We start from the raw sequence: 21,394 nt of genomic DNA, 5'->3' as shown, positions 1-21,394 counted from the left end.
CGTTAAAAAGGAACACGAGGGCCAGCGTAGCCGCTGCTCAGTCGCCGGGCAATCCGAGGTTGTGCAAGTGGGCAATCAGTCGCTGCCGCACTTGTTCCAGATGGGGCACCGCCAACCGGTGGCGCTCGGCAACCTTGCACGCGTGGCCGAGCAGGTAGCTGATTTCGGTGCGGCGCCCATTGGCGACGTCCTGGTACATCGAGGAGTAGTTGGCGGCGGTGGCCTGGATGACCCGTTCGACTTCCGGCTGCAAGTCTTCGGCTGCCATGGGCTGGCCGCAGCGTTCCAGCAGGTCCGTGAGTTCTGCGCAGAGGGTCGCCACTTCGCAGTGATGCGCCTGCAAGCCGCCGTTCTTGCAGTGGTGCAGGACGGTCAGTGGGTTGATCGCACAGTTGAGCGCCAGTTTGCGCCACAGGCGGGTGAGGATATCAGCCGTCCATTCGTGGGGAATGCCGGCGGCGGTGAGGTCGTCCAGCCAGATCGGTGCCACCGGGTGCGCGGGGTCACCTAGCCAGGTGTAGCCGTGGCCGGCGAACACCACGCGCCAGTCACCGTCGCGGAACGCCCCTTCGGTACTGGAGGCACTGATGCAACGGGCCAGGGGAACACGATTGGCGACCGCGTCCTGACTGCCGAGGCCGTTCTGCAGCAGGATCAGTTCCGAGTCGGCGCTCAGCCGATGGGCCACAGAAGCCACGGCCGCTTCGGCGTCATAGGCTTTGCAGGCCAGGAGCAGGCGTTTGATCGGCTCGGGGGCGTCGGCTGTTTGCCCAGGTACCGGGTAATGCCGGGCCTGGCCCTGTTCCACCAGCGTCAGCCCCCCGGCGGCCTGATAGGCCTGCAAGCGTTGTTCATTGCGCAGTACCAGTCGCACCGGCAAACCGGCCCGGGCCAGGCGCGCTGCCCACAACATGCCGAGGCTGCCGGCCCCCAGGACATGCCAGGTGGTGGACATCAGTTTTTTACTCGGTTTGGCGCAGGCATCTGGGGGCTCGCAGTGTCGACAGGAAAAGACCCGTTATAATGAGCCCGATTTTAACCACAAGCCAAGCACGCGCCTTTGTTACGGGCGCGTCTTTTTTATTGGAGAACACTACATGCCGTCATTCGACGTGGTATCCGAACTGGACAAACACGAAGTCACCAACGCCGTTGAAAACGCCGTCAAGGAACTCGACCGTCGTTATGACCTCAAGGGCAAGGGCAGTTTCGAGTTCAAGGAGAAGGACCTGACCGTCAACCTGACCGCCGAGGCCGACTTCCAGCTTGAGGCAATGATCGAGATCCTCAAGCTGGCCCTGGTCAAGCGCAAGATCGACGTGCAGTGCCTTGAGGTCAAGGACGCCTATGCCTCGGGCAAGCTGATGAAGCAGGAAGCCGTGCTCAAGGAAGGCATCGATAAGGAACTGGCAAAGAAAATCGTTGCTCATATCAAGGACGCCAAGCTCAAGGTGCAAGCCGCCATCCAGGGCGAGCAAGTGCGCGTCACCGGCAAAAAGCGTGATGACTTGCAGGAAGCCATCGCGGCATTGCGGGGCAAGGAATTCGGCATGCCTTTGCAGTTCAATAACTTCCGCGACTGATAGCCGGTTGCACAGGAAAACGGTTGGCACAGAGAAGTACTGTGGCGAGGGAGCTTGCTCCCGCTTGGGTGCGTAGCACCCACAAGAAGGGCCGCTACGCAGCCCAGCGGGAGCAAGCTCCCTCGCCACAGGGTATTTGCACAAGTCTTACGTGGTAACAGGAATAAAGGGGAAGTAGATGGACTTGAACGCTGAAGTGGACAATTTGATCAAGGCGTCCGAGGCCTGGATCCCCATGATTATGGAGTACGGCAGCCGGGTGCTGCTGGCGGTGATCACGCTGGCCATCGGCTGGTGGCTGATCAACAAGGTAACCCGCAAACTCGGCGGGCTGCTGGCACTGCGCAATGCCGACCTGGCGCTGCAAGGGTTTATCAGCAACCTGGCGAACATCATCCTCAAGATCCTGCTGATCGTCAGCGTGGCGTCGATGATCGGCATTGAAACCACCTCGTTCATCGCGGCCATTGGTGCGGCGGGCCTGGCGATCGGTCTGGCGTTGCAGGGCAGCCTGGCGAACTTCGCCGGTGGCGTGCTGATTCTGTTGTTCCGCCCGTTCCGCATCGGTGACTGGATCGAAGCCCAGGGCGTGGCCGGTACGGTCGACAGCATCCAGATCTTCCACACCGTGATTCGCACCGGTGACAACAAAACCGTCATCGTACCCAACGGCAACCTGTCGAACGGCATCATCACCAACACCAATCGCCAGCCGACCCGCAAAGTGGTGTTCGATGTGGGCGTGGATTACCAGGCCGACCTGCAAAAGGCTCGGGAAGTGTTGCTGGAGCTGGCCAAGGACGAGCGCGTACTGGCCGACCCGGCGCCGGAGGCGGTGATTTCGACCCTGGGTGACAGTTCGATCACGGTGTCGTTGCGGGTATGGGTCAAGACGGCCGATTACTGGAACGTGATGTTCATGTTCAATGAACAGGCCCGAGATCGTTTGAAAGACGCGGGGATTGATATTCCGTTTCCACAACGCGTTATTCGTATGGTTCACGAAGGGGCAGCGCAATAACGCTTTGAATGCATCAAGAGATTGTTAGTTGGCTTGCTAATTACCAAGTTGTTTTTAAGCTGACATGCAATGGATACAAAAAAACCGCTCACCTGAATCAGGTGAGCGGTTTTTTATGTGTTGCGGGTGTAACTATCGAACGACCGCTGAATTACAAGATGCTCAGAGGGTATTCGACGATGAAGCGGAAGTCGTTGTTGTCCCTGACGCTGACAGAGTCAGTATGGGCAGTGTTGGTGCGGTAGAACGCGCTACGAATGCGGAAAGACAGGTCTTTGGCTGGACCGCTTTGCATAACGTACTTGGTTTCGAAGTCCCACTCGTGTTCTTTGCCCTCTACGCCGCCAGTGGTGATGTTGTCGCCAGTGACGTAACGAGTCATGAAGCTCAGGCCGGGAACGCCATAAGTCTTCATGTTCAGGTCGTAGCGAGCCTGCCAGGAGCGCTCGTCTTCGCTGTTGAAGTCGGAGTACTGTACGGAGTTGGCGAGGAAGATAGTACCGCCGCCGTCAACGCCGTATGCGTAGCCACTGTCACCGCTGGAGCGCTGGTGAGCCAGGGTGAACTTGTGCGCCCCGATAGCATAGGCCGCTGCGAGGGACCAGATGCGGTTGTCGATATCGCCGCTCAACTCTTGACCCTGGCTCTTGCTGTCGTAGCCGTTGAAATCGAAGTTCAGAGACTGATCTTCGTTAATTGGCAGGGTGTAGTTCAGATTGATGTATTTTTTCTTGAAGTAATCTTCAACGTCGGAAGCCGCTACGCCAGCTACGAAATTGTCGGTGAACTGGTAGGTTGCACCTGCAATGTCAGCGGATTTCAAGCCAGGATTACCCGCGCCGTTGATGCTGTCACGGCCCATGCCTGTCTGTGCGCTCATCGCAGTGAAGTGACCTGCGCTCAGCTCCAGACCCTTGATTTCGTTGCTGGTGATCAAGGTGCCGGTGGCAACTTCAGGCAGCAGACGACTGTCGTCGGTGGAGAATACTGGGCTGGTGGTGATCTGGTTGCCGTATTTCAGGACGGTGTCGGACAGACGGAATTTAACTGCGCCCCCAGCCTTCGATTGAGTGTCTTCCAGATTGCCATCGCTGTCCGCAGCGAACAAACCGTTACCGGCACGGCCGGTGCCACCGTCGAATCTGGCGGAGCCGAATGCAAAGGCGTCAACGCCTACGCCTACGGTGCCTTGGGTAAAGCCCGACTCGTACATGGCACGTACGCCAAGGCCGGCTTCTTCACGATAACTTTGGCGAGTGCTTGCTTCGTTCTTGAAGTCGCGGTTCATGTACAGCATACGGCTCAGAACGTTCAGGCTCTGATCTTCAAAAAAGCCCTTGGATTCTTCCTGGGAAGAGGCCATTGCGAACTGCGAGGTACTGGCCGAAACAGCCAGTGCGATCATGCTCCACTTCATCACGCGCATCGTGATTTGCTCCTTTGGTTTTTAGAAGAGTCTTGCCGTCCCACCTGTTTTTTTATCTGGGCGGCTCTTTCTTTTTGTGTCGGCGCGAACTTATATCACGACGACATTCATTGGCGATACTTGCCCATCCAATCTTTCAGCTTCTTTACGACCCTGTCGCCAATGGCTCGATCCATGTCGTATTTAGGCTGTTCCGGCGCAATCGGACTCACAACTCGAAGTTGCTTCTTTTTTCCCGGCGTCGGTGTAAAGAGTCCTTTGTTACTGCGCTTGAAGCTCCCTGTGGGCAACCTTGCCACTTTATTTATAGGCCAGCAGGTTTTCGCTTCCGGCGAGACCCTGCAGGCAATGTGGGGATGAATGCAACAAGCATGCTCAAACCCGGTTTTTGTTCACGTTTTTTTCACATTCTCCCTGCTGGCGCGGCGAAACCTCATGAAACCGGGCTCCAAAGGCCTTGTTTTAATTAGGGTTGACTGCTGTGCTGCTCTCGTGTTTACAGCCGTTAAACGCTGCGAGACAACCAAAAACGTTACCGGTTCACCCTCTCAGTGAGTAGATCACGGATGCTTTGTGCACTGAGCGTAGACGCGTTGTGCTGTTTTGGTGCAAAAAACTTCATCCTGTACGAAAATTTTACAGGCTCGGTGCAGGAGGCAACGTTCGCAGCGCCCGTCTCAGGCCTATGTGTTACCGGTTGCGCTGAGTTGGTGCGCGCGCTGGAAAAAAAGCATCAGGCAGGGTCATCGCTGTACGCAGTGAACCCTTCGGCGTTCAAGGGTATGCTGCGATTCTGTGTCCCACGCAGGCCCGCTGAGTCGGGCAAAAAACGATAACCAGCGAGGAGTGTGCGCGGTGTTTGCTTTAGATCCACAACTGCAACAAGACACATTGGTCATGGGTGACTTCCCGCTGTGCCGGTTGCTCTTGTCCAACGACGCCAATTACCCGTGGTTCATTCTCGTGCCGCGGCGGGAAGATATCAGCGAATTGTTTCAGTTGGATGACGCCGATCAACAGCAACTGTGGAAAGAAACCACCGCGCTGGCCGAAACCCTCAAGGACTCCTTCAGTGCTGACAAGCTGAACGTTGCAACCTTGGGTAACGTTGTCAGCCAACTGCATATGCACGTCATCGTGCGCAAACGTGATGACGCGGCCTGGCCAGCGCCGGTCTGGGGCAAGCACCCGGCCAAGCCTTATACTACTGAACAGGTGAAGGTCATTCGCGACCGATTGCGAGCGGCCTTGACCGATGATTTCAAGTTTCTGGAGGGCTGAAACCATGAACCTTGAAGAGCGTGTAATGGATCTGGAAAGCCGTCTGGCGTTTCAGGATGACACCATCCAGGCACTCAATGATGTGCTGGTGGCGCAGCAGCGAGTGGTCGAGCGTCTGCAACTGCAAATGGCTGCTTTGCTCAAGCGCCAGGAAGAGATGGCCGGGCAATTCGAAACCTTTGAAGAAGAAGCGCCTCCGCCTCACTACTGATCGAGTGGAACGCCAGGCAATAAAAAACCGCGAGCAGCGTGGCTGTCTCGCGGTTTTTTTACGCTTGGGATCAGCGACGCGGTAGCGCGGCGATCACATCTTCGGCCTGCAGGCCCTTGTCGCGGTTCATCACGGAGAACTCCACGCGCTGGCCTTCGACCAGAACACGGTGGCCTTCACCACGAATGGCCCGGAAATGCACAAAGATGTCATCGCCGGAGTCGCGGGAGATGAAACCGAACCCCTTGGAAGTGTTGAACCACTTCACGGTGCCCGTATCGCGGTTGGACATGTCGTAGTTCTGCGGTGCGGCGGCCGGTGACGACTTCTTGTAGAAGCTGACAGCCAGGTGCAATGCCACGGCAAGCAGTGATGCGGTCAGGCTGAACAGCACAGCCGGTTGACCGGCGATTTGCGGCATGGGCGCCAGCAGGGTCAGGGTTTGCAGGGCAACGGCCAACACCAGCAAGGCGCTGACCAGGTTTTGCAGTTGATGACGTGGGCCTTTGTTCCAGTAGGGGATAACAGGGGCAAGGGTCAGGTTGAGCAGGCCGAAGAAGGCCAGGTAAAGCGCATCGGGATGTTGCAGGTAAGGCGTGGCTTCGGAACCCAGGCTAGGGATGAAGGACAGCAGCAGGGCAGCTGCGCCCATTAGCAAGTGGACGATTTTCAACATTTTGATTGACTCACGGTTAAGACGGATCACTAAGGAAGAGCTGATCGGGGCGGTTCGCTTCGGAACAATAGAGAGGCGTTGGACACATTCCCGAATTCAGCCTATGCGCCATGCCCGGAAAAATGGGCGTAGCGACACACTGCCTATTTAACAGCAAAGCCCCGACCTTCTCAAACCCGTTACGGGGGCGGACCGCGCTGTTCGTCGGCGCAAGGGGTCGGGCAAGGGCGTGAAATTTCCCGCTTCGTCGGAACCGTCCGGTGTTGCGGCTTGTCGGTTCAGGAGGGCTGGCGATTTGTCGCAGGCTGGCGGCGGTAACACCCGCTAGAGTGCAAGAACCGCTGTCGAATTCATCACCGCAGGAGATCAACCAACATGGCAATTGATATCGGGATCAGTGAAGAAGATCGCAAATCCATCGTCGAGGGGCTTTCACGCCTTCTGTCGGATACTTATGTCTTGTACCTCAAGACCCATAATTTTCACTGGAATGTCACGGGGCCGATGTTTCGCACCCTGCACCTGATGTTCGAGGAGCAATACAACGAACTGGCGCTGGCAGTGGATCTGATTGCCGAACGCATTCGTGCCCTGGGCTTTCCCGCGCCGGGCGCTTACTCCGTGTATGCACGCTTGTCTTCTATCAAGGAAGAAGAAGGCGTGCCTGGCGCCGAAGACATGATCCGTCAGTTGGTCGAGGGTCAGGAGGCCGTGACGCGTACGGCCCGTAGCATCCTCCCTTTATCGGACAAGGTCAGTGACGAACCGACCACCGATCTGCTGACCCAGCGCATGCAGGTCCATGAAAAAACCGCATGGATGTTGCGCTCGTTGCTGGAAGACCGGTAAGCGCCGGGCCCGGCGATGACGGGGGCGTTGGCATTATCGCCCGCACTTTGTGTAGGACGTCGTAATTCGTCGCCTGCTTGCTGCTGGCTTGTCCTACGCCGATGGTCATAAAGTCATCTGGATCTGGCGATGCCGTTGAGCTTCCATAGAGCCACTGATTGGTTGTTCCAATTGAGAGGTTCGTATGGCAAAGGAGTGTCAACGGTATGATTCAAGGAAAAGAACCCGGGGAGGGTGTGCATGGGCGCTTTCAGCCCATTATCATCGACCCGTTCGTCCGGGGGTTCGACATGCAACTGGCCCGGCCCCTGTCCCGATCGATTCGCCTGAACGGGTTCGCCACCTGTCTTCGGCTTGAGCAGGTCTATTGGGATATTCTCGGTGAGATGGCCCAGCTCAACAGCTGTTCCATCAGCACCTTGCTCTCCCATGTGGACCGGGAGGTGCACCTGCGCCATGGTGGGGTGCGCAATTTCAGCGGTTTGGTGCGCGTGGTTTGCGTGGTGCACAGTTTGAAGGACGCTGGCATGGATCATGGTGCGGCGTAGGAGCTGCCGAAGGCTGCGATTAGACTCAAGTGCCTGGGGCAAGATCGCAGCCTCGTTGCACTCGTCAGCTCCTACGTAACTCCTACACAGTATCTACTCGACAATGACTGTTTAGTCTTGCGGCTGCACAGGCCGCATTTAATGGATATAATCCCGCTCTTTGCCGCAAAGCCCAGCCTTTGCGCGAGTAACCTGATCGCCGAGACAACCCCATGCCGATGTACGACTATCAATGTGCTTCCTGTGGTCATCAGATGGAAGCCATTCAAAAGATCAGCGCGGCACCGCTGGTCGATTGCCCTGCCTGCCAGGCGCCGGAACTGAAAAAGATGCTGTCCATGCCAGGTTTCCGCCTCGGTGGTACCGGCTGGTATGAAACCGACTTCAAGACCGGCGCCAAGAAGAACCTGGCCGGTGGCGACAAAGCGGACTGAGTTGAACACGCGCGAGCTCTTGCACGGGCAGGGCCTCCAACCGAATTTCGAATTACGAGAAGTGAAACCACTACCATGATGCGCAGCCATTATTGCGGCCAACTGAACGAAAGCCTGGAAGGTCAGGAAGTTACTCTTTGCGGATGGGTCCATCGTCGCCGTGACCATGGCGGGGTGATTTTCCTCGATATCCGTGATCGTGAAGGCCTGGCCCAAGTGGTGTTCGACCCGGACCGCGCTGAAACCTTCGCCGCCGCCGACCGCGTGCGCAGCGAGTACGTGGTCAAGATCACCGGCAAGGTACGCCTGCGTCCGGCCGGTGCCGGCAACGCCAACATGGCCTCGGGCATGATCGAAGTGCTGGGCTACGAGCTGGAAGTGCTCAACGAAGCGGAAACCCCGCCGTTCCCGCTCAACGAATACTCCGACGTGGGCGAAGAAACCCGCCTGCGCTATCGCTTCATTGACCTGCGTCGTCCGGAAATGGCCGAGAAGCTGCGTCTGCGTTCGCGCATGACCACCAGCATCCGTCGTTACCTGGATGAAAACGGTTTCCTCGACGTCGAGACGCCGATCCTGACCCGTGCAACGCCTGAAGGTGCTCGCGACTACCTGGTGCCGAGCCGCACCCACCCCGGCAGCTTCTTTGCCTTGCCGCAATCGCCGCAGTTGTTCAAGCAATTGCTGATGGTGGCCGGCTTCGACCGCTACTACCAGATCGCCAAGTGTTTCCGCGACGAAGACCTGCGTGCCGACCGTCAGCCTGAGTTCACTCAGATCGACATCGAGACCAGCTTCCTCGACGAAAAAGACATCATGGGCCTGACCGAAGGCATGATCCGCAACCTGTTCAAGGAAGTGCTGGGTCTGGAATTCGGCGAGTTCCCGCACATGACCTTCGAAGAAGCCATGCGCCGCTACGGTTCCGACAAGCCGGACCTGCGCAACCCGCTGGAACTGGTGGACGTGGCCGATCAGCTCAAGGAAGTCGATTTCAAGGTGTTCAGCGGCCCGGCCAATGATCCGAAATGCCGGATCGCGGCCCTGCGTGTGCCAGGCGGGGCAAGCATGCCGCGCAAGCAGATCGACGACTACACCAAGTTCGTCGGCATCTATGGTGCCAAGGGGCTGGCGTACATCAAGGTCAACGAGCGCGCGGCGGGTGTCGACGGCTTGCAATCGCCGATCGTGAAAAACATCCCTGAAGCCAACCTGAACGTGATCCTCGATCGCGTGGGCGCGGTTGATGGCGACATCGTGTTCTTCGGCGCCGACAAGGCCAAGATCGTCAGCGAAGCCTTGGGCGCGTTGCGCATCAAGCTGGGTCACGACCTCAAGCTGCTGACCTGCGAGTGGGCGCCGATGTGGGTCGTCGACTTCCCGATGTTTGAAGAGAACGACGACGGCAGTTTCTCCGCGCTGCACCACCCGTTCACCGCGCCGAAGTGCTCACCTGAGGAGTTGGAAGCCAACCCGGCCACCGCTCTGTCACGCGCTTACGACATGGTCTTGAACGGCACCGAGCTGGGTGGCGGTTCGATCCGTATCCACCGCAAGGAAATGCAACAGGCGGTCTTCCGTCTGCTGGGCATCAGTGAAGCGGAGCAGGAAGAGAAATTCGGCTTCCTGCTCGATGCGCTGAAGTACGGTGCACCGCCCCACGGCGGCCTGGCCTTTGGCCTGGACCGTCTGGTGATGCTGATGACCGGCGCCCAGTCGATCCGTGAAGTGATCGCGTTCCCGAAAACCCAGAGCGCGGCCGATGTCATGACCCAGGCTCCGGGCGTAGTGGATGCCAAGGCTCTGCGCGAGCTGCACATCCGTCTGCGTGAACAGCCAAAGGCTGAGTAAGGCCGACACCTGGAGGCGCATCTTCGGATGCGCCTTTTCATTGGGGTCGATATTTCTGGTTGCCGGCTCTTGCGCCAGCGCAGGGCGGGCAATGTTTCAAAGAGAAACCGGAGCGAGTTATGGCAGGTCATTCCAAGTGGGCGAACATCAAGCACCGCAAAGAACGTCAGGATGCCAAGAGGGGCAAGATTTTCACCAAGTGGATCCGTGAGCTGACGGTCGCTGCCCGCCAGGGTGGCGGTGATCCGGGCTCCAACCCGCGCTTGCGCCTGGCCCTGGACAAGGCGCTTGGGGCGAACATGAGTCGCGACATCATCGATCGGGCCGTTGCCCGCGGTGCGGGTGCGACCGAAGCCGATAATGTGGAAGAGCTGACCTACGAGGGTTACGGTCCCGGTGGCGTGGCGGTGATGGTTGAGTGCATGACCGACAACCGCAACCGTACCGCCGCCGCCGTGCGTCATGCCTTCAGCAAATGTGGGGGCAACCTGGGCACCGACGGTTCGGTGGCGTACCTGTTCGAGCGCAAGGGGCAGATCAGCTTCGCGCCGGGTATCGATGAAGACGCCCTGACGGAAGCGGCCCTGGAAGCCGACGCCGATGACGTGGTCAGTCATGAGGACGGTTCGTTCGACGTGTTCACCTCGTTCGCCAGCTTCTACGCCGTGCGCAATGCGTTGGAGGCCGCCGGTTTCATACCCGCCGACGCCGAAATCGTCATGCAGCCGACCACCAGCGCCGAACTGGACCTGGAAGGCGCCGAGAAGGTGCTCAAGCTGATCGACATGCTTGAAGACCTGGATGATGTGCAGAACGTTTATTCCAACGCCGATATTCCTGAAGCGGTCGCCGAACAACTCGGCTAACCCCCGTAGGAGCTGGCGAAGCCTGCGATCCTTTGATTTTCTGGTCGAAAAGGCAAAATCAAAAGATCGCAGGCTTCGCCAGCTCCTACACGGCTGTATCCTCAAGCAACCGCATTACCTTTCGCAGGCGTTATGACTCTAATCCTTGGTATCGACCCCGGTTCGCGCATCACCGGCTACGGCGTGGTTCGTGATACCGGGCGTGGCTGCGTATACGTCGCCTCAGGCTGTATCCGCACCGGCGCCGGTGAGTTGCATGAGCGCTTGCAGATTGTTTATCGCGGCGTGCGTGAAGTCATCCAGACCTACGGCCCGGTCACCATGGGTATTGAAAAGGTCTTCATGGCGCGCAACGCCGATTCTGCCCTGAAGCTGGGGCAGGCTCGAGGGGCGGCCATTGTGGCCGGTGCGGAGGAAAACCTGGAAATCGCCGAATACACCGCAACCCAGGTCAAGCAGGCAGTCGTTGGAACGGGGGCGGCGAATAAGGAGCAGGTGCAGATGATGGTGATGCATCTGCTGAAACTGGTCAGCAAACCGCAGATCGACGCCTCCGACGCCCTGGCCATCGCCATTTGCCATGCCCATACCCGTTCCAGCCTGTTGCCGCATGGCCTGGGAGCCGCACGCAGTCGTGGCGGGCGCCTGCGTCTCTGATAGCATCAGCGCAATCTTTCGTGAGCCCGAGCATTTTGCGCCTGTGTCGTCGGCCTCCATGCTTCGGCCGTTACTCGCCAGCCCACGGCTGGCCTACGCCCAAGGATCTGAAACGTGATTGGACGCTTGCGCGGCACCCTGGCTGAAAAACAGCCGCCGCACCTGATTCTGGATGTAAATGGCCTGGGTTATGAGCTTGAAGTGCCCATGACCACGCTGTATCGCCTGCCGTCGGTCGGTGAACCGCTGACGCTGCACACCCATTTGGTCGTGCGCGAGGATGCCCAGTTACTCTATGGCTTCGTCGGCAAGCGCGAGCGGGATTTCTTCCGCGAGCTGATTCGTCTCAACGGCGTCGGTCCGAAATTGGCCCTGGCCTTGATGTCGAGCCTGGAAGTCGACGAACTGGTGCGCTGCGTGCAGTCCCAGGACACGTCGGCCCTGACCAAGGTGCCAGGGGTGGGCAAGAAAACCGCCGAGCGCCTGCTGGTTGAGCTCAAGGACCGGTTCAAGGCCTGGGAGGCAGTGCCAGCCATGTTCGCGCTGGTGCCGAACCAGCCGGACGCGCCAGCGCCCGCGGCCAGCGCGGAAAACGATGCGGTCACCGCACTGATCTCCCTGGGCTACAAGCCGCAGGAGGCCAGCAAGGCGATTTCCGCTATCAAGGAAAAAGGCTTGAGCACCGAAGACATGATTCGTCGTGCCCTGAAGGGAATGATTTAAGTGATTGAAGCCGATCGTCTGATCGCCGCCACGGGTGCCCCCCGTGACCGTGAAGAAGTACAAGACCGTGCGATTCGTCCCGTCAGCCTGGCCGATTACATCGGTCAGCCGGCGGTTCGCGAGCAAATGGAACTGTTTATCCAGGCGGCCCGCGGGCGTAACGAGTCTCTGGACCATACCTTGATCTTCGGTCCTCCCGGTTTGGGCAAGACTACCCTGGCCAACATCATTGCCCAGGAGATGGGCGTGTCGATCAAGAGTACCTCCGGGCCGGTCCTCGAACGTCCGGGTGACCTGGCGGCGCTGCTGACCAACCTTGAGCCCCATGATGTGCTGTTCATCGATGAAATCCACCGGCTGTCGCCGATCGTCGAGGAAGTGCTGTACCCGGCCATGGAGGACTTCCAGCTCGACATCATGATTGGCGAGGGGCCGGCGGCCCGTTCCATCAAGCTGGATCTGCCGCCTTTTACCCTGGTGGGCGCCACTACCCGCGCTGGCATGTTGACCAACCCGCTGCGGGACCGTTTCGGTATTGTCCAGCGCCTGGAGTTCTACAACAACGCCGATCTGGCGACGATTGTCGGCCGCTCGGCCGGCATTCTCGGGTTGCCGCTGGACCCGGATGGCGCTTATGAAATCGCCCGGCGGGCGCGGGGTACGCCGCGGATCGCCAACCGGCTGTTGCGTCGTGTCCGGGATTTTGCCGAAGTCCGCGCCAAGGGCCACATCACCAAACCGATTGCCGACCTGGCGTTGAACCTGCTGGACATCGACGAGCGTGGTTTCGACCACCAGGACCGGCGCCTGCTGCTGACCATGATCGAGAAGTTCGACGGCGGTCCGGTGGGCGTGGACAGCCTGGCGGCGGCCATCAGCGAAGAGCGCCATACCATCGAAGATGTGCTGGAACCGTACCTGATCCAACAGGGCTACATCATGCGCACCCCGCGCGGGCGTGTGGTGACTCGCCACGCCTATCTGCACTTCGGCTTAAACATCCCGACACGAATGGGTGAGATGCCGGTAGTAGACGAATTCCTCGATGCCGTGGACGATTGAACGACCTCTGTGCAGCGACTTTTTTCAGGTTCGTGCTGTCCCAGACGACACCCGGAGCGTCATTGCATTCGAGAATGAAAAAAACAGTTGCCTGGCCGATTGGCAACCTGAGGAGTAAGCACTAGAGTATGCGCGCGCAAAACGGGCTGGAGTCGTTCGCACATCGCTGTCGCGTTTATTACGAGGACACCGATGCCGGCGGCATCGTTTACTACGTCAATTACCTCAAGTTTATGGAACGGGCTCGAACCGAACGGCTGCGGGAACTGGGTTTTGCCCAATCCGCGCTGGTGGGGGAGGACCTGTTATTCGTCGTGCATTCCAGCGAAGCGCGTTACCACGCGCCGGCGCGACTGGACGATGAGCTTCTGGTAAGTGCCGATGTCATCGAATTGAACCGTGCCAGCCTGCGCTTCAAGCAGCAGGTCAGGCGGGCTACGGATAATGCGCTGCTCTGTGAAGGGCAGTTTCTGGTGGCCTGTGTGCGCACCCATAGTTTGAAACCCCGGGCCATTCCCGAAGCTCTACGCGCGGCCTTTGCCGGCGTGAGCGGCGCCGGTACATACTCAGAGCAGGAGATAAAGCGTGGAAGCTAACGTCGTCGACCATTCCTCCATGTGGAGCCTGGTCAGCAATGCCAGCGTTGTGGTGCAGTTGGTAATGCTGATCCTGGTAGCCGCATCGGTGACCTCATGGATCATGATCTTTCAGCGCAGCAACATGCTGCGCGCCGGTCGTCGAGCCCTGGAGAGCTTCGAGGAGCGCTTCTGGTCCGGTATCGACCTGTCCAAACTCTACCGCCAGGCGGGCAGCAACCCGGACCCGGACTCGGGTGTCGAGCAGATCTTCCGCGCCGGCTTCAAGGAGTTCTCCCGTCTGCGCCAGCAACCAGGCGTAGACCCTGAAGCCGTGATGGAAGGCGTGGCCCGTGCCATGCGCGTCGCCATCTCCCGCGAGGAAGAAAAACTCGAGCAGGGCCTGCCGTTCCTGGCCACCGTCGGTTCGGTCAGCCCGTACATCGGCCTGTTCGGTACCGTGTGGGGGATCATGAACTCCTTCCGTGGCCTGGCCACAGCCCAGCAAGCGACCCTGGCCACCGTGGCCCCGGGTATTGCCGAGGCACTGATTGCCACCGCCATTGGTCTGTTCGCGGCCATCCCGGCTGTAATCGCCTACAACCGCTTTGCTGCCCGCAGCGAAACGCTGACCAGCCGTTACTACACCTTCGCCGATGAATTCCAGGCGATCCTGCACCGCAAAGTGCACACCAGCGAAGAATAAGCAGGTATTTCCCAATGGCTTTAATCGCTCGAGCCCGAAAAAAGCGCAAGCCGGTTGCCGAGATGAACGTGGTGCCCTACATCGACGTGATGTTGGTGCTGCTGGTCATCTTCATGGTGACCGCGCCGATGCTCAATCAGGGCGTGAAGGTTGATCTGCCCAAGGTTTCCAGTGAAGCCTTGCCGCAGGACAACGACACCCAGGTCCTGACCATTTCGATCAAGGCTGACAAGACCTACTACTGGAACCTTGGCAGCGAAGTCGACACCGAGAAGCAGCAGGACCGGGCCATGACCTTGCCGCAGATGACCGATGCGGTGACCAAGATCATCAACGCCGGCAACAGTAACGGCAAGCGCACCCAGGTTTTCATTCGCGGCGACAAGACTGTCGACTACGGTGCGGTGATGGGCGCCATGGGCGGCCTGCAAAAAGCCGGGGTCGGTAATGTTGGCTTAATCACTGAGGCGCCCTGATGCAGCAACAGCGAGAGCCGTCCGCCTCGGAAAGCTACTTCTGGCCTAGTGTCTGGGCAATTGGCTTGCATGTGCTGGTGTTTGGCATGCTGTTCGTCAGTTTTGCCATGACTCCGGAGCTGCCGCCGGCCAAGCCGATCGTGCAGGCGACCCTGTATCAGCTCAAGTCCAAGAGCCAGGCCACCACGCAGACCAACCAGAAGCTTGCCGGTGAGGCGAAGAAATCCGCCGCGCGCCAGACCGAAGTCGAGCAGATGGAGCAAAAGAAGGTCGAGCAGGAAGCGATAAGAGCTGCGGAACAAAAGAAAGAGCAAGCGGCTCAAAAGGCCGAAGAAGCCAGGAAGGCTGACGAAGCCAAGAAAGCCGATGAAGCGAAGAAGACCGCCGAGGCGAAAAAGGCTGAAGAGAAACAATTGGCTGATATAGCCAAGAAGAAGTCCGAAGAAGAAGCCAAGAAAGCCGCTGAAGAAGAGGCCAAGAAAGCGGCCGCTGAGGCAGCGAAGAAAAAGATTGTCGAGGACGCCAAGAAAAAAGCGGCCGAGGACGCCAAGAAGAAAGCTGAAGCTGACGAGGCGAAAAAGAAAATCGCCGAAGACGCGAAGAAGAAAGCCGCCGCCGACGCCGCCAAGAAAAAGGCTCAGGACGCAGCGCGTAAATCCGCCGAAGAGAAAAAGGCCCAGGCCTTGGCAGATTTGCTTTCCGACACGCCAGAGCGTCAGCAGGCATTGGCTGATGAGCAGGGCGATGAAGTCGCCGGCAGTTTCGATGATTTGATTCGCGCCCGAGCAGCAGAAGGCTGGGCTCGTCCACCTTCGGCACGCAAAGGCATGACTGTAGTATTGCAAATCGGCATGTTGCCCGACGGTACGGTTACCTCGGTCAGCGTGGCCAAGTCCAGCGGTGATGGCCCGTTCGACGCCTCGGCGGTCGCAGCGGTCAAGAACATTGGGCGATTGACGGAAATGCAAGGAATGAAACCGAGCGATTTTGCTCCCTATCGTTCATTCAAGATGACATTCACACCTGAGGATCTAGCCTTGTGAGAAACCTTCTTCGATCAATGCTGGTCGTTATCTGCTGCCTGGCAGGGATAGCGGTAGCAGAGGAAAAGAACATTCTGGTCACCAGTGGCAGCGACCGGGCGACCCCGATCGCCGTCGTACCGTTCGGCTGGCAGGGCGGTAGCGTCCTGCCGGACGACATGGCGGAAATCATCGGTAATGACCTGCGCAACTCGGGTTACTACGCGCCGATTCCGAAGCAGAACATGATCAGCCTGCCGACCCAGGCCAGCGAAGTCATCTATCGCGACTGGAAAGCCCTGGGCGCCCAGTACCTCATGGTCGGCAACATCGTGCCGGCCGGCGGTCGCCTGCAGGTGCAGTACACCCTGTTCAACGTCGCCACCGAGCAGCAAGTGCTGACCGGTAGTGTGTCGGGCAGCGTCGATCAACTGCGTGACATGGCACACTACATCTCCGACCAGTCGTTCGAGAAACTCACCGGCATCAAAGGGGCGTTCTCTACCCGCATGCTCTACGTGACGGCCGAACGCTTCTCTGAGAAAAATACCCGTTACACCTTGCAGCGTTCAGACTATGACGGCGCTCGTGCAGTGACCCTGCTGCAATCGCGCGAGCCGATCCTGTCGCCGCGTTTCGCCCCCGATGGCAAGCGCATCGCTTATGTTTCGTTCGAACAGAAGCGTCCGCGTATCTTCATGCAACACATTGACACTGGTCGCCGTGAGCAAATCACCAACTTCGAAGGCCTGAACGGTGCGCCAGCCTGGTCGCCAGACGGTACGCGCCTGGCATTCGTGCTGTCCAAGGACGGTAACCCGGACATCTATGTGATGAACCTGGCGTCTCGTGCGATTTCTCGCGTGACCAATGGTCCCGGCATCAACACCGAACCGTTCTGGGGCAAGGATGGCTCGACCATCTACTTCACCTCCGACCGTGGCGGCAAGCCGCAGATCTACAAGACCAGCGCCAGTGGTGGCGGTGCCGAACGCGTGACGTTTGTCGGTAACTACAACGCCAACCCTAAACTGTCGGCGGACGAAAAGACCCTGGTGATGATCCATCGCCAGGATGGCTTTACCAATTTCAAGGTGGCGGCTCAGGATTTGCAGCGAGGTAGTGTAAAGATCCTCACTGATAGCACTCTGGACGAGTCACCTACTGTTGCGCCCAACGGCACCATGGTAATCTACGCCACCCGCCAGCAGGGCCGGGGAGTCTTGATGCTCGTGTCCATTAATGGACGCGTGAGGCTCCCGCTTCCTACCGCACAAGGCGAAGTCAGAGAACCGTCCTGGTCCCCTTACCTGAACTGACGCGGCGCAATACGTTTTACTTAACACACTGGGGTTCATTAGGAGTTTCACGATGGAAATGCTGAAGTTTGGTAAATTTGCTGCGCTGGCTCTGGCCATGGCTGTAGCTGTAGGTTGCTCGTCCAAAGGCGGCGACAACGCCGGTGAAGGCGCTGTTGATCCAAACGCTGGTTACGGCGCTAACACTGGTGCAGTTGATGGCTCCCTGAGCGAAGAAGCTGCTCTGCGCGCAATCACCACCTTCTACTTCGAATACGACAGCTCGGACCTGAAGCCAGAAGCCATGCGCGCTCTGGACGTTCACGCCAAAGACCTGAAGTCGAACGGCGCTCGCGTTGTTCTGGAAGGCAACACCGACGAACGTGGTACTCGTGAGTACAACATGGCACTGGGCGAGCGTCGTGCGAAAGCCGTTCAGCGCTACCTGGTACTGCAAGGTGTTTCCCCAGCTCAGCTGGAACTGGTTTCCTACGGCGAAGAGCGTCCAGTTGCTACCGGCAACGACGAGCAGTCCTGGGCTCAAAACCGTCGCGTCGAACTGCGTAAGTAATTCGTCATGCGAACGTGCCGCCGTGCTGTAACTGTTCTGGCTCTCAGCCTCGCGCCGCTTGCGGTGTGGGCTGCGGTTCCCGTGGTCGATAATGATTCCGGCTATAACAATAGCGCAAGCAATTATCCGCCTGCAGGTTACGGTACGAGCGGCGCCTATGCCGGGGGAGGGGTTTCGGCCCCTGTCTCGGCACAGGGCCAGCTGTTCGATCAACTGCAGCAAATGCAAGACCAGATTTCACGCCAGCAAGGCGCGATAGAGGTTCTGCAAAATGAAATTTCGCGCATGAAGCAGGAAAACCTGGAGCGATACCAGGATCTTGATCGGCGCATAGGAACCGGTGTTGCACCTGCCGCGACTCCTGAGAATTCTCCAGCCGGTGGCGACTCAAACGCCCCTGGCGCAGCCGCAGGCGCGGGAGCAGCTGCTCCGGCACCTGCAGCCGGTGGTGAGCCGGCTGATCCGGCGAAGGAAAAGCTCTATTACGACGCTGCCTTCGATCTGATCAAGGCCAAGGATTTCGACAAGGCCAGCCTGGCCTTTGCCGCTTTCCTGCGCAAATACCCCAACAGCCAGTATGCGGGCAACGCCCAATATTGGCTCGGCGAAGTGAACCTGGCCAAGGGCGACCTACAAGGTGCCGGCGAGGCATTTGCCAAGGTTTCGCAGTTGTATCCCAAGCACGCCAAGGTGCCGGATTCGCTGTACAAGCTCGCTGACGTGGAACGCCGCCTCGGTCACACCGATAAGGTCAAAGGCATTCTGCAACAGGTGGTGGCCCAGTACCCGGGGACATCCGCCGCCCAATTGGCTCAGCGTGACTTGCAGCGTATGTGAGGCTGTTTGATCCGTTTCGAAGAAACCCGCGCTTGTCGCGGGTTTTTTCGTTAGAATTCACGCCCTTTTTATGAAACACGCTTCTTGGGATCTGCGCGTTGGCGGGGTTGCTGGAAGTGCCTGACGGAGGCGGACAGCCTGTTTAGCTGTTACGCCCGTGGCGACTATGCAAGACACATTGAGAATTACCGAAGTTTTTTACTCGTTGCAGGGTGAAACGCGAACGGCCGGGCTGCCCACAGTATTTGTGCGCCTCACCGGTTGCCCATTGCGTTGCCAATACTGCGACAGTGCCTACGCCTTCAGTGGCGGCACCCTGCGAAGCCTCGACGACATCCTTGAGCAGGTGGCCGGTTTTCGCCCGCGCTACGTCTGCGTTACGGGCGGCGAGCCACTGGCGCAACCCAACGCCATCCCCTTGCTCAAGCGATTGTGCGATGCCGGTTACGAGGTCTCGCTGGAAACCAGCGGCGCCTTGGACATCGCCCCCGTTGATCCGCGAGTCAGCCGCGTCGTCGATCTGAAGACCCCAGGGTCCAAGGAAGCCCATCGCAATCGCTATGAGAACATCGAACTGCTGACGCCCAACGATCAGGTCAAGTTCGTTATCTGTTCGCGGGAAGATTATGACTGGGCCGTGTCCAAGCTGATTCAGTACGGGCTCGACCAGCGGGCTGGCGAAGTGTTGTTTTCGCCGAGTCATCATGATTTGAACGCCCGGGAGCTGGCCGACTGGGTGGTGGCAGACAATTTGCCGGTGCGCCTGCAATTGCAACTGCATAAATATCTTTGGAACGACGAGCCGGGGCGCTGATATGACTGAACACTCGAACATTGCAGAAAAACGTGCGGTCATCCTGTTGTCCGGCGGCCTGGATTCCGCGACGGTCGTGGCCATGGCGCGTGCCGAGGGCTACCGCTGCTACACCATGAGTTTCGATTACGGCCAGCGCCACCGCGCTGAACTGCACGCCGCCGAGCGGGTGGCCCGGGACCTGGGTGTCGTCGAACACAAGGTGATCGGACTGAACCTCAACGGCATCGGTGGCTCGGCCTTGACCGACAGCTCCATCGACGTGCCTGAAACCCCCAGCGAAGGTATTCCGGTGACCTACGTACCGGCACGCAACACCGTGTTCCTGTCCCTGGCCCTGGGCTGGGCCGAGGTGCTGGGCGCCCGTGACATCTTCATCGGCGTCAACGCCGTGGATTATTCCGGCTACCCGGACTGCCGCCCGGAGTTCGTCGAGGCGTTCGAGCGTATGGCCAACCTGGCGACCAAGGCCGGTGTAGAAGGGCAGGGCTTCCGTATTCAGGCGCCACTGCAGAATCTCAGCAAGGCCGATATCGTTCGGGCTGGGGTGAAGCTTGGCGTGGACTACGGACTCACCGTTTCCTGCTATCAGGCTGATGATCAGGGGCGTGCTTGCGGTAAATGCGACAGCTGTCGCCTGCGTGCCGAAGGCTTCGCAGCGGCGGGTGTGAGCGATCCAACCCCTTATTTTTGATTTATTTCAAATTAGGTGTTGAATAGTCCTTAGAAATCAGTATTATACGCGCCACCACACAGCGGGTCGTTAGCTCAGTTGGTAGAGCAGTTGGCTTTTAACCAATTGGTCGTAGGTTCGAATCCCACACGACCCACCATTTTTTGCAGTTTTAAAAGTCTGGAAGGCCCACGAAAGTGAGGATTTCCGGATTTTTTTTTGCCTGTAGAAAATCGCAGCTCGACCACCGGAACCACCCGATGATCCGAGTGGTTCCCTGGGCTTGTTAAAGCAGGCCGTCCTCGGCGCATACCTTCACGATCTGTTCGCGAAACCAGATGTTGGCGTTGTCCTGGCCGGGTTTCTCGCTCCACATCATTTCCAGCGTAAAGTTCGGTAAGCCCGCTGGCGGTCTGCGCTGGCTGTATTTGCCTTCATCGCAGGTCAGCGCCTGGATACGCCGAGGCAGGGTCAGGATGAAGTCGGTCCCCGGAATCATATTCAGTGCTGCCACGTAGCTGTTGGCCCGGGCGACAATCTGTCGGCTGTAGCCTTGCCGGGCGAGCCAGCCGTCCACCATGTTGGTGTCGGAGGTCCAGGGCGTCGGAAAAACATGCTGGCAGGCGACGAATGCCTCCAGATCAAATTCCTCCCTGGGCAGTGAAAAGTCTTTATCGACCACGCAAACCAGTTCATCTTCCAGTAATACTTGCGAGCGCAATCCCTTCGCGCCGCGATGAAAGTGGGGGCCGAAACAAACAACCAGATCGAATCGACCGTCCATCAATTCATCAACCGGAATGTCTTTGTGGAATTTCGTGATGTTAACGATGACGGGGAAGCGGCTACCAATGAATCGTTTGACTAATTGGGGGAGTATGAGAAGTTCGAAATACTCCGGGGCGCAAATATTGAATGTTATTTCTTTCTGGGTCGGGTCGAATGTTTGAATGCCGGAATGGCATATATTGATGGTTTTGAGAATATTGAGTACGTGGCTGTACATGGCCGTGGCTTTATTTGTTGGCCGCATGCCACTACGGGTATTGATGAACAGTTCATCTTCGAAACTTGTGCGCAGCTTTTTCAGGCAGTAGCTCACGGTTGACTGGCTCACACAAAGGGTCTCGGACACCTCGGTGACGCTGCTTTGCTCGTACACCGCGACAAACACCATCAGGTCCTGCATGTCCAGCTTTCTAAGCAAATTACTATTGAGCATAAGATCCTTCTC

At 58.3% G+C, this 21,394-nt stretch carries 25 protein-coding genes and 1 tRNA gene; 22 read left to right on the top strand and 4 right to left on the bottom strand.

The window, feature by feature from the left end:
- Positions 1–37 precede the first annotated feature (37 nt).
- Positions 38–955, bottom strand: coding sequence for a putative 2-dehydropantoate 2-reductase (locus BMY45_RS00965; protein ID WP_092393336.1), 918 nt, complete (start codon positions 953–955; stop codon positions 38–40).
- 142 nt (positions 956–1,097) lie between these two features.
- On the opposite strand from BMY45_RS00965, the gene BMY45_RS00960 reads away from it, so the two are divergent.
- The gene (locus tag BMY45_RS00960; protein WP_003205057.1) at positions 1,098–1,583 is read left to right on the top strand and encodes a YajQ family cyclic di-GMP-binding protein; all 486 of its coding nucleotides are present in this window, start codon (positions 1,098–1,100) and stop codon (positions 1,581–1,583) included.
- 178 nt (positions 1,584–1,761) lie between these two features.
- Positions 1,762–2,604 (top strand): mechanosensitive ion channel family protein, encoded by an 843-nt coding sequence (locus tag BMY45_RS00955; RefSeq protein WP_092393331.1) that lies wholly within the window; start codon positions 1,762–1,764, stop codon positions 2,602–2,604.
- Positions 2,605–2,755: 151 nt separating this feature from the next.
- Here BMY45_RS00955 and BMY45_RS00950 read toward each other — a convergent pair whose 3' ends face one another.
- Complete coding sequence (locus BMY45_RS00950) at positions 2,756–4,030, bottom strand: OprD family porin (protein ID WP_092393329.1); 1,275 nt, start codon at positions 4,028–4,030, stop codon at positions 2,756–2,758.
- An 855-nt stretch (positions 4,031–4,885) separates the two neighbouring features.
- Here BMY45_RS00950 and BMY45_RS00945 point away from each other — a divergent pair.
- Together BMY45_RS00945 and BMY45_RS00940 are read left to right on the top strand one after the other, a co-directional pair.
- A complete protein-coding gene (locus BMY45_RS00945; protein ID WP_092393326.1) occupies positions 4,886–5,311 on the top strand; it encodes an HIT family protein in 426 nt (141 codons plus the stop codon).
- Between the two features lie 4 nt (positions 5,312–5,315).
- Entirely contained in the window at positions 5,316–5,522 is a 207-nt protein-coding gene (locus tag BMY45_RS00940) for a SlyX family protein (RefSeq protein WP_092393323.1), read from the top strand.
- 70 nt (positions 5,523–5,592) lie between these two features.
- Here the strand turns inward: BMY45_RS00940 and BMY45_RS28525 are convergent, their stop codons facing one another.
- On the bottom strand, positions 5,593–6,198 hold the full coding sequence (locus BMY45_RS28525; RefSeq protein WP_092393320.1) for a cold-shock protein: 606 nt from the start codon (positions 6,196–6,198) through the stop codon (positions 5,593–5,595).
- A gap of 375 nt (positions 6,199–6,573) precedes the next feature.
- Between BMY45_RS28525 and BMY45_RS00930 the strand changes: the two genes are divergently transcribed.
- From BMY45_RS00930 to BMY45_RS00845, 18 genes are all read left to right on the top strand, one after another.
- Complete coding sequence (locus BMY45_RS00930) at positions 6,574–7,047, top strand: Dps family protein (protein ID WP_092393315.1); 474 nt, start codon at positions 6,574–6,576, stop codon at positions 7,045–7,047.
- A gap of 206 nt (positions 7,048–7,253) precedes the next feature.
- Positions 7,254–7,595, top strand: a complete 342-nt coding sequence (locus tag BMY45_RS00925; protein ID WP_092393312.1) for a ribbon-helix-helix domain-containing protein — start codon at positions 7,254–7,256, stop codon at positions 7,593–7,595.
- Positions 7,596–7,807: 212 nt separating this feature from the next.
- Entirely contained in the window at positions 7,808–8,029 is a 222-nt protein-coding gene (locus BMY45_RS00920; protein WP_003178589.1) for an FmdB family zinc ribbon protein, read from the top strand.
- Between the two features lie 75 nt (positions 8,030–8,104).
- On the top strand, positions 8,105–9,880 hold the full coding sequence (gene aspS, locus BMY45_RS00915) for an aspartate--tRNA ligase (RefSeq protein WP_092393309.1): 1,776 nt from the start codon (positions 8,105–8,107) through the stop codon (positions 9,878–9,880).
- Between the two features lie 119 nt (positions 9,881–9,999).
- The gene (locus BMY45_RS00910) at positions 10,000–10,746 is read left to right on the top strand and encodes a YebC/PmpR family DNA-binding transcriptional regulator (RefSeq protein ID WP_092393306.1); all 747 of its coding nucleotides are present in this window, start codon (positions 10,000–10,002) and stop codon (positions 10,744–10,746) included.
- Between the two features lie 132 nt (positions 10,747–10,878).
- Entirely contained in the window at positions 10,879–11,403 is a 525-nt protein-coding gene (ruvC, locus tag BMY45_RS00905; RefSeq protein ID WP_030140802.1) for a crossover junction endodeoxyribonuclease RuvC, read from the top strand.
- 114 nt (positions 11,404–11,517) lie between these two features.
- Positions 11,518–12,126 (top strand): Holliday junction branch migration protein RuvA, encoded by a 609-nt coding sequence (gene ruvA, locus BMY45_RS00900; protein ID WP_047227070.1) that lies wholly within the window; start codon positions 11,518–11,520, stop codon positions 12,124–12,126.
- On the top strand, positions 12,127–13,188 hold the full coding sequence (gene ruvB, locus BMY45_RS00895; RefSeq protein ID WP_092393303.1) for a Holliday junction branch migration DNA helicase RuvB: 1,062 nt from the start codon (positions 12,127–12,129) through the stop codon (positions 13,186–13,188).
- A 128-nt stretch (positions 13,189–13,316) separates the two neighbouring features.
- Positions 13,317–13,784, top strand: a complete 468-nt coding sequence (ybgC, locus tag BMY45_RS00890) for a tol-pal system-associated acyl-CoA thioesterase (protein ID WP_092393300.1) — start codon at positions 13,317–13,319, stop codon at positions 13,782–13,784.
- Positions 13,774–14,469 (top strand): protein TolQ, encoded by a 696-nt coding sequence (tolQ, locus tag BMY45_RS00885; RefSeq protein WP_047227067.1) that lies wholly within the window; start codon positions 13,774–13,776, stop codon positions 14,467–14,469. Before ybgC ends, tolQ begins: the two co-directional genes overlap by 11 nt.
- 23 nt (positions 14,470–14,492) lie before the next feature.
- Positions 14,493–14,945 carry a protein TolR gene (tolR, locus tag BMY45_RS00880; RefSeq protein ID WP_160893274.1) on the top strand — a complete coding sequence of 151 codons (453 nt, stop codon included), beginning with the start codon at positions 14,493–14,495 and terminating at the stop codon, positions 14,943–14,945.
- Positions 14,945–15,988, top strand: coding sequence for a cell envelope integrity protein TolA (tolA, locus tag BMY45_RS00875; RefSeq protein WP_092393297.1), 1,044 nt, complete (start codon positions 14,945–14,947; stop codon positions 15,986–15,988). Before tolR ends, tolA begins: the two co-directional genes overlap by 1 nt.
- Positions 15,985–17,286 (top strand): Tol-Pal system beta propeller repeat protein TolB, encoded by a 1,302-nt coding sequence (tolB, locus tag BMY45_RS00870; protein WP_092393294.1) that lies wholly within the window; start codon positions 15,985–15,987, stop codon positions 17,284–17,286. Before tolA ends, tolB begins: the two co-directional genes overlap by 4 nt.
- 52 nt (positions 17,287–17,338) lie before the next feature.
- The gene (pal, locus tag BMY45_RS00865; RefSeq protein WP_003205029.1) at positions 17,339–17,836 is read left to right on the top strand and encodes a peptidoglycan-associated lipoprotein Pal; all 498 of its coding nucleotides are present in this window, start codon (positions 17,339–17,341) and stop codon (positions 17,834–17,836) included.
- 6 nt (positions 17,837–17,842) lie between these two features.
- Positions 17,843–18,673, top strand: coding sequence for a tol-pal system protein YbgF (gene ybgF / locus BMY45_RS00860; protein ID WP_092393291.1), 831 nt, complete (start codon positions 17,843–17,845; stop codon positions 18,671–18,673).
- A gap of 166 nt (positions 18,674–18,839) precedes the next feature.
- Positions 18,840–19,487, top strand: a complete 648-nt coding sequence (gene queE, locus BMY45_RS00855) for a 7-carboxy-7-deazaguanine synthase QueE (protein ID WP_047227061.1) — start codon at positions 18,840–18,842, stop codon at positions 19,485–19,487.
- Between the two features lie 19 nt (positions 19,488–19,506).
- Positions 19,507–20,181 (top strand): 7-cyano-7-deazaguanine synthase QueC, encoded by a 675-nt coding sequence (gene queC, locus BMY45_RS00850; RefSeq protein WP_171061329.1) that lies wholly within the window; start codon positions 19,507–19,509, stop codon positions 20,179–20,181.
- A gap of 63 nt (positions 20,182–20,244) precedes the next feature.
- A tRNA-Lys gene (locus BMY45_RS00845) sits at positions 20,245–20,320 on the top strand.
- A gap of 126 nt (positions 20,321–20,446) precedes the next feature.
- Here BMY45_RS00845 and BMY45_RS00840 read toward each other — a convergent pair.
- Entirely contained in the window at positions 20,447–21,382 is a 936-nt protein-coding gene (locus BMY45_RS00840; protein WP_092393288.1) for a LysR family transcriptional regulator, read from the bottom strand.
- Positions 21,383–21,394 lie beyond the last annotated feature (12 nt).

This window comes from Pseudomonas sp. NFACC39-1 (assembly GCF_900110355.1).
GTDB classification, from domain to species: domain Bacteria; phylum Pseudomonadota; class Gammaproteobacteria; order Pseudomonadales; family Pseudomonadaceae; genus Aquipseudomonas; species Aquipseudomonas tehranensis.
Note: the sequence above shows the minus strand (reverse complement) of the source record. Positions and strands in the feature narration are given on the sequence as shown.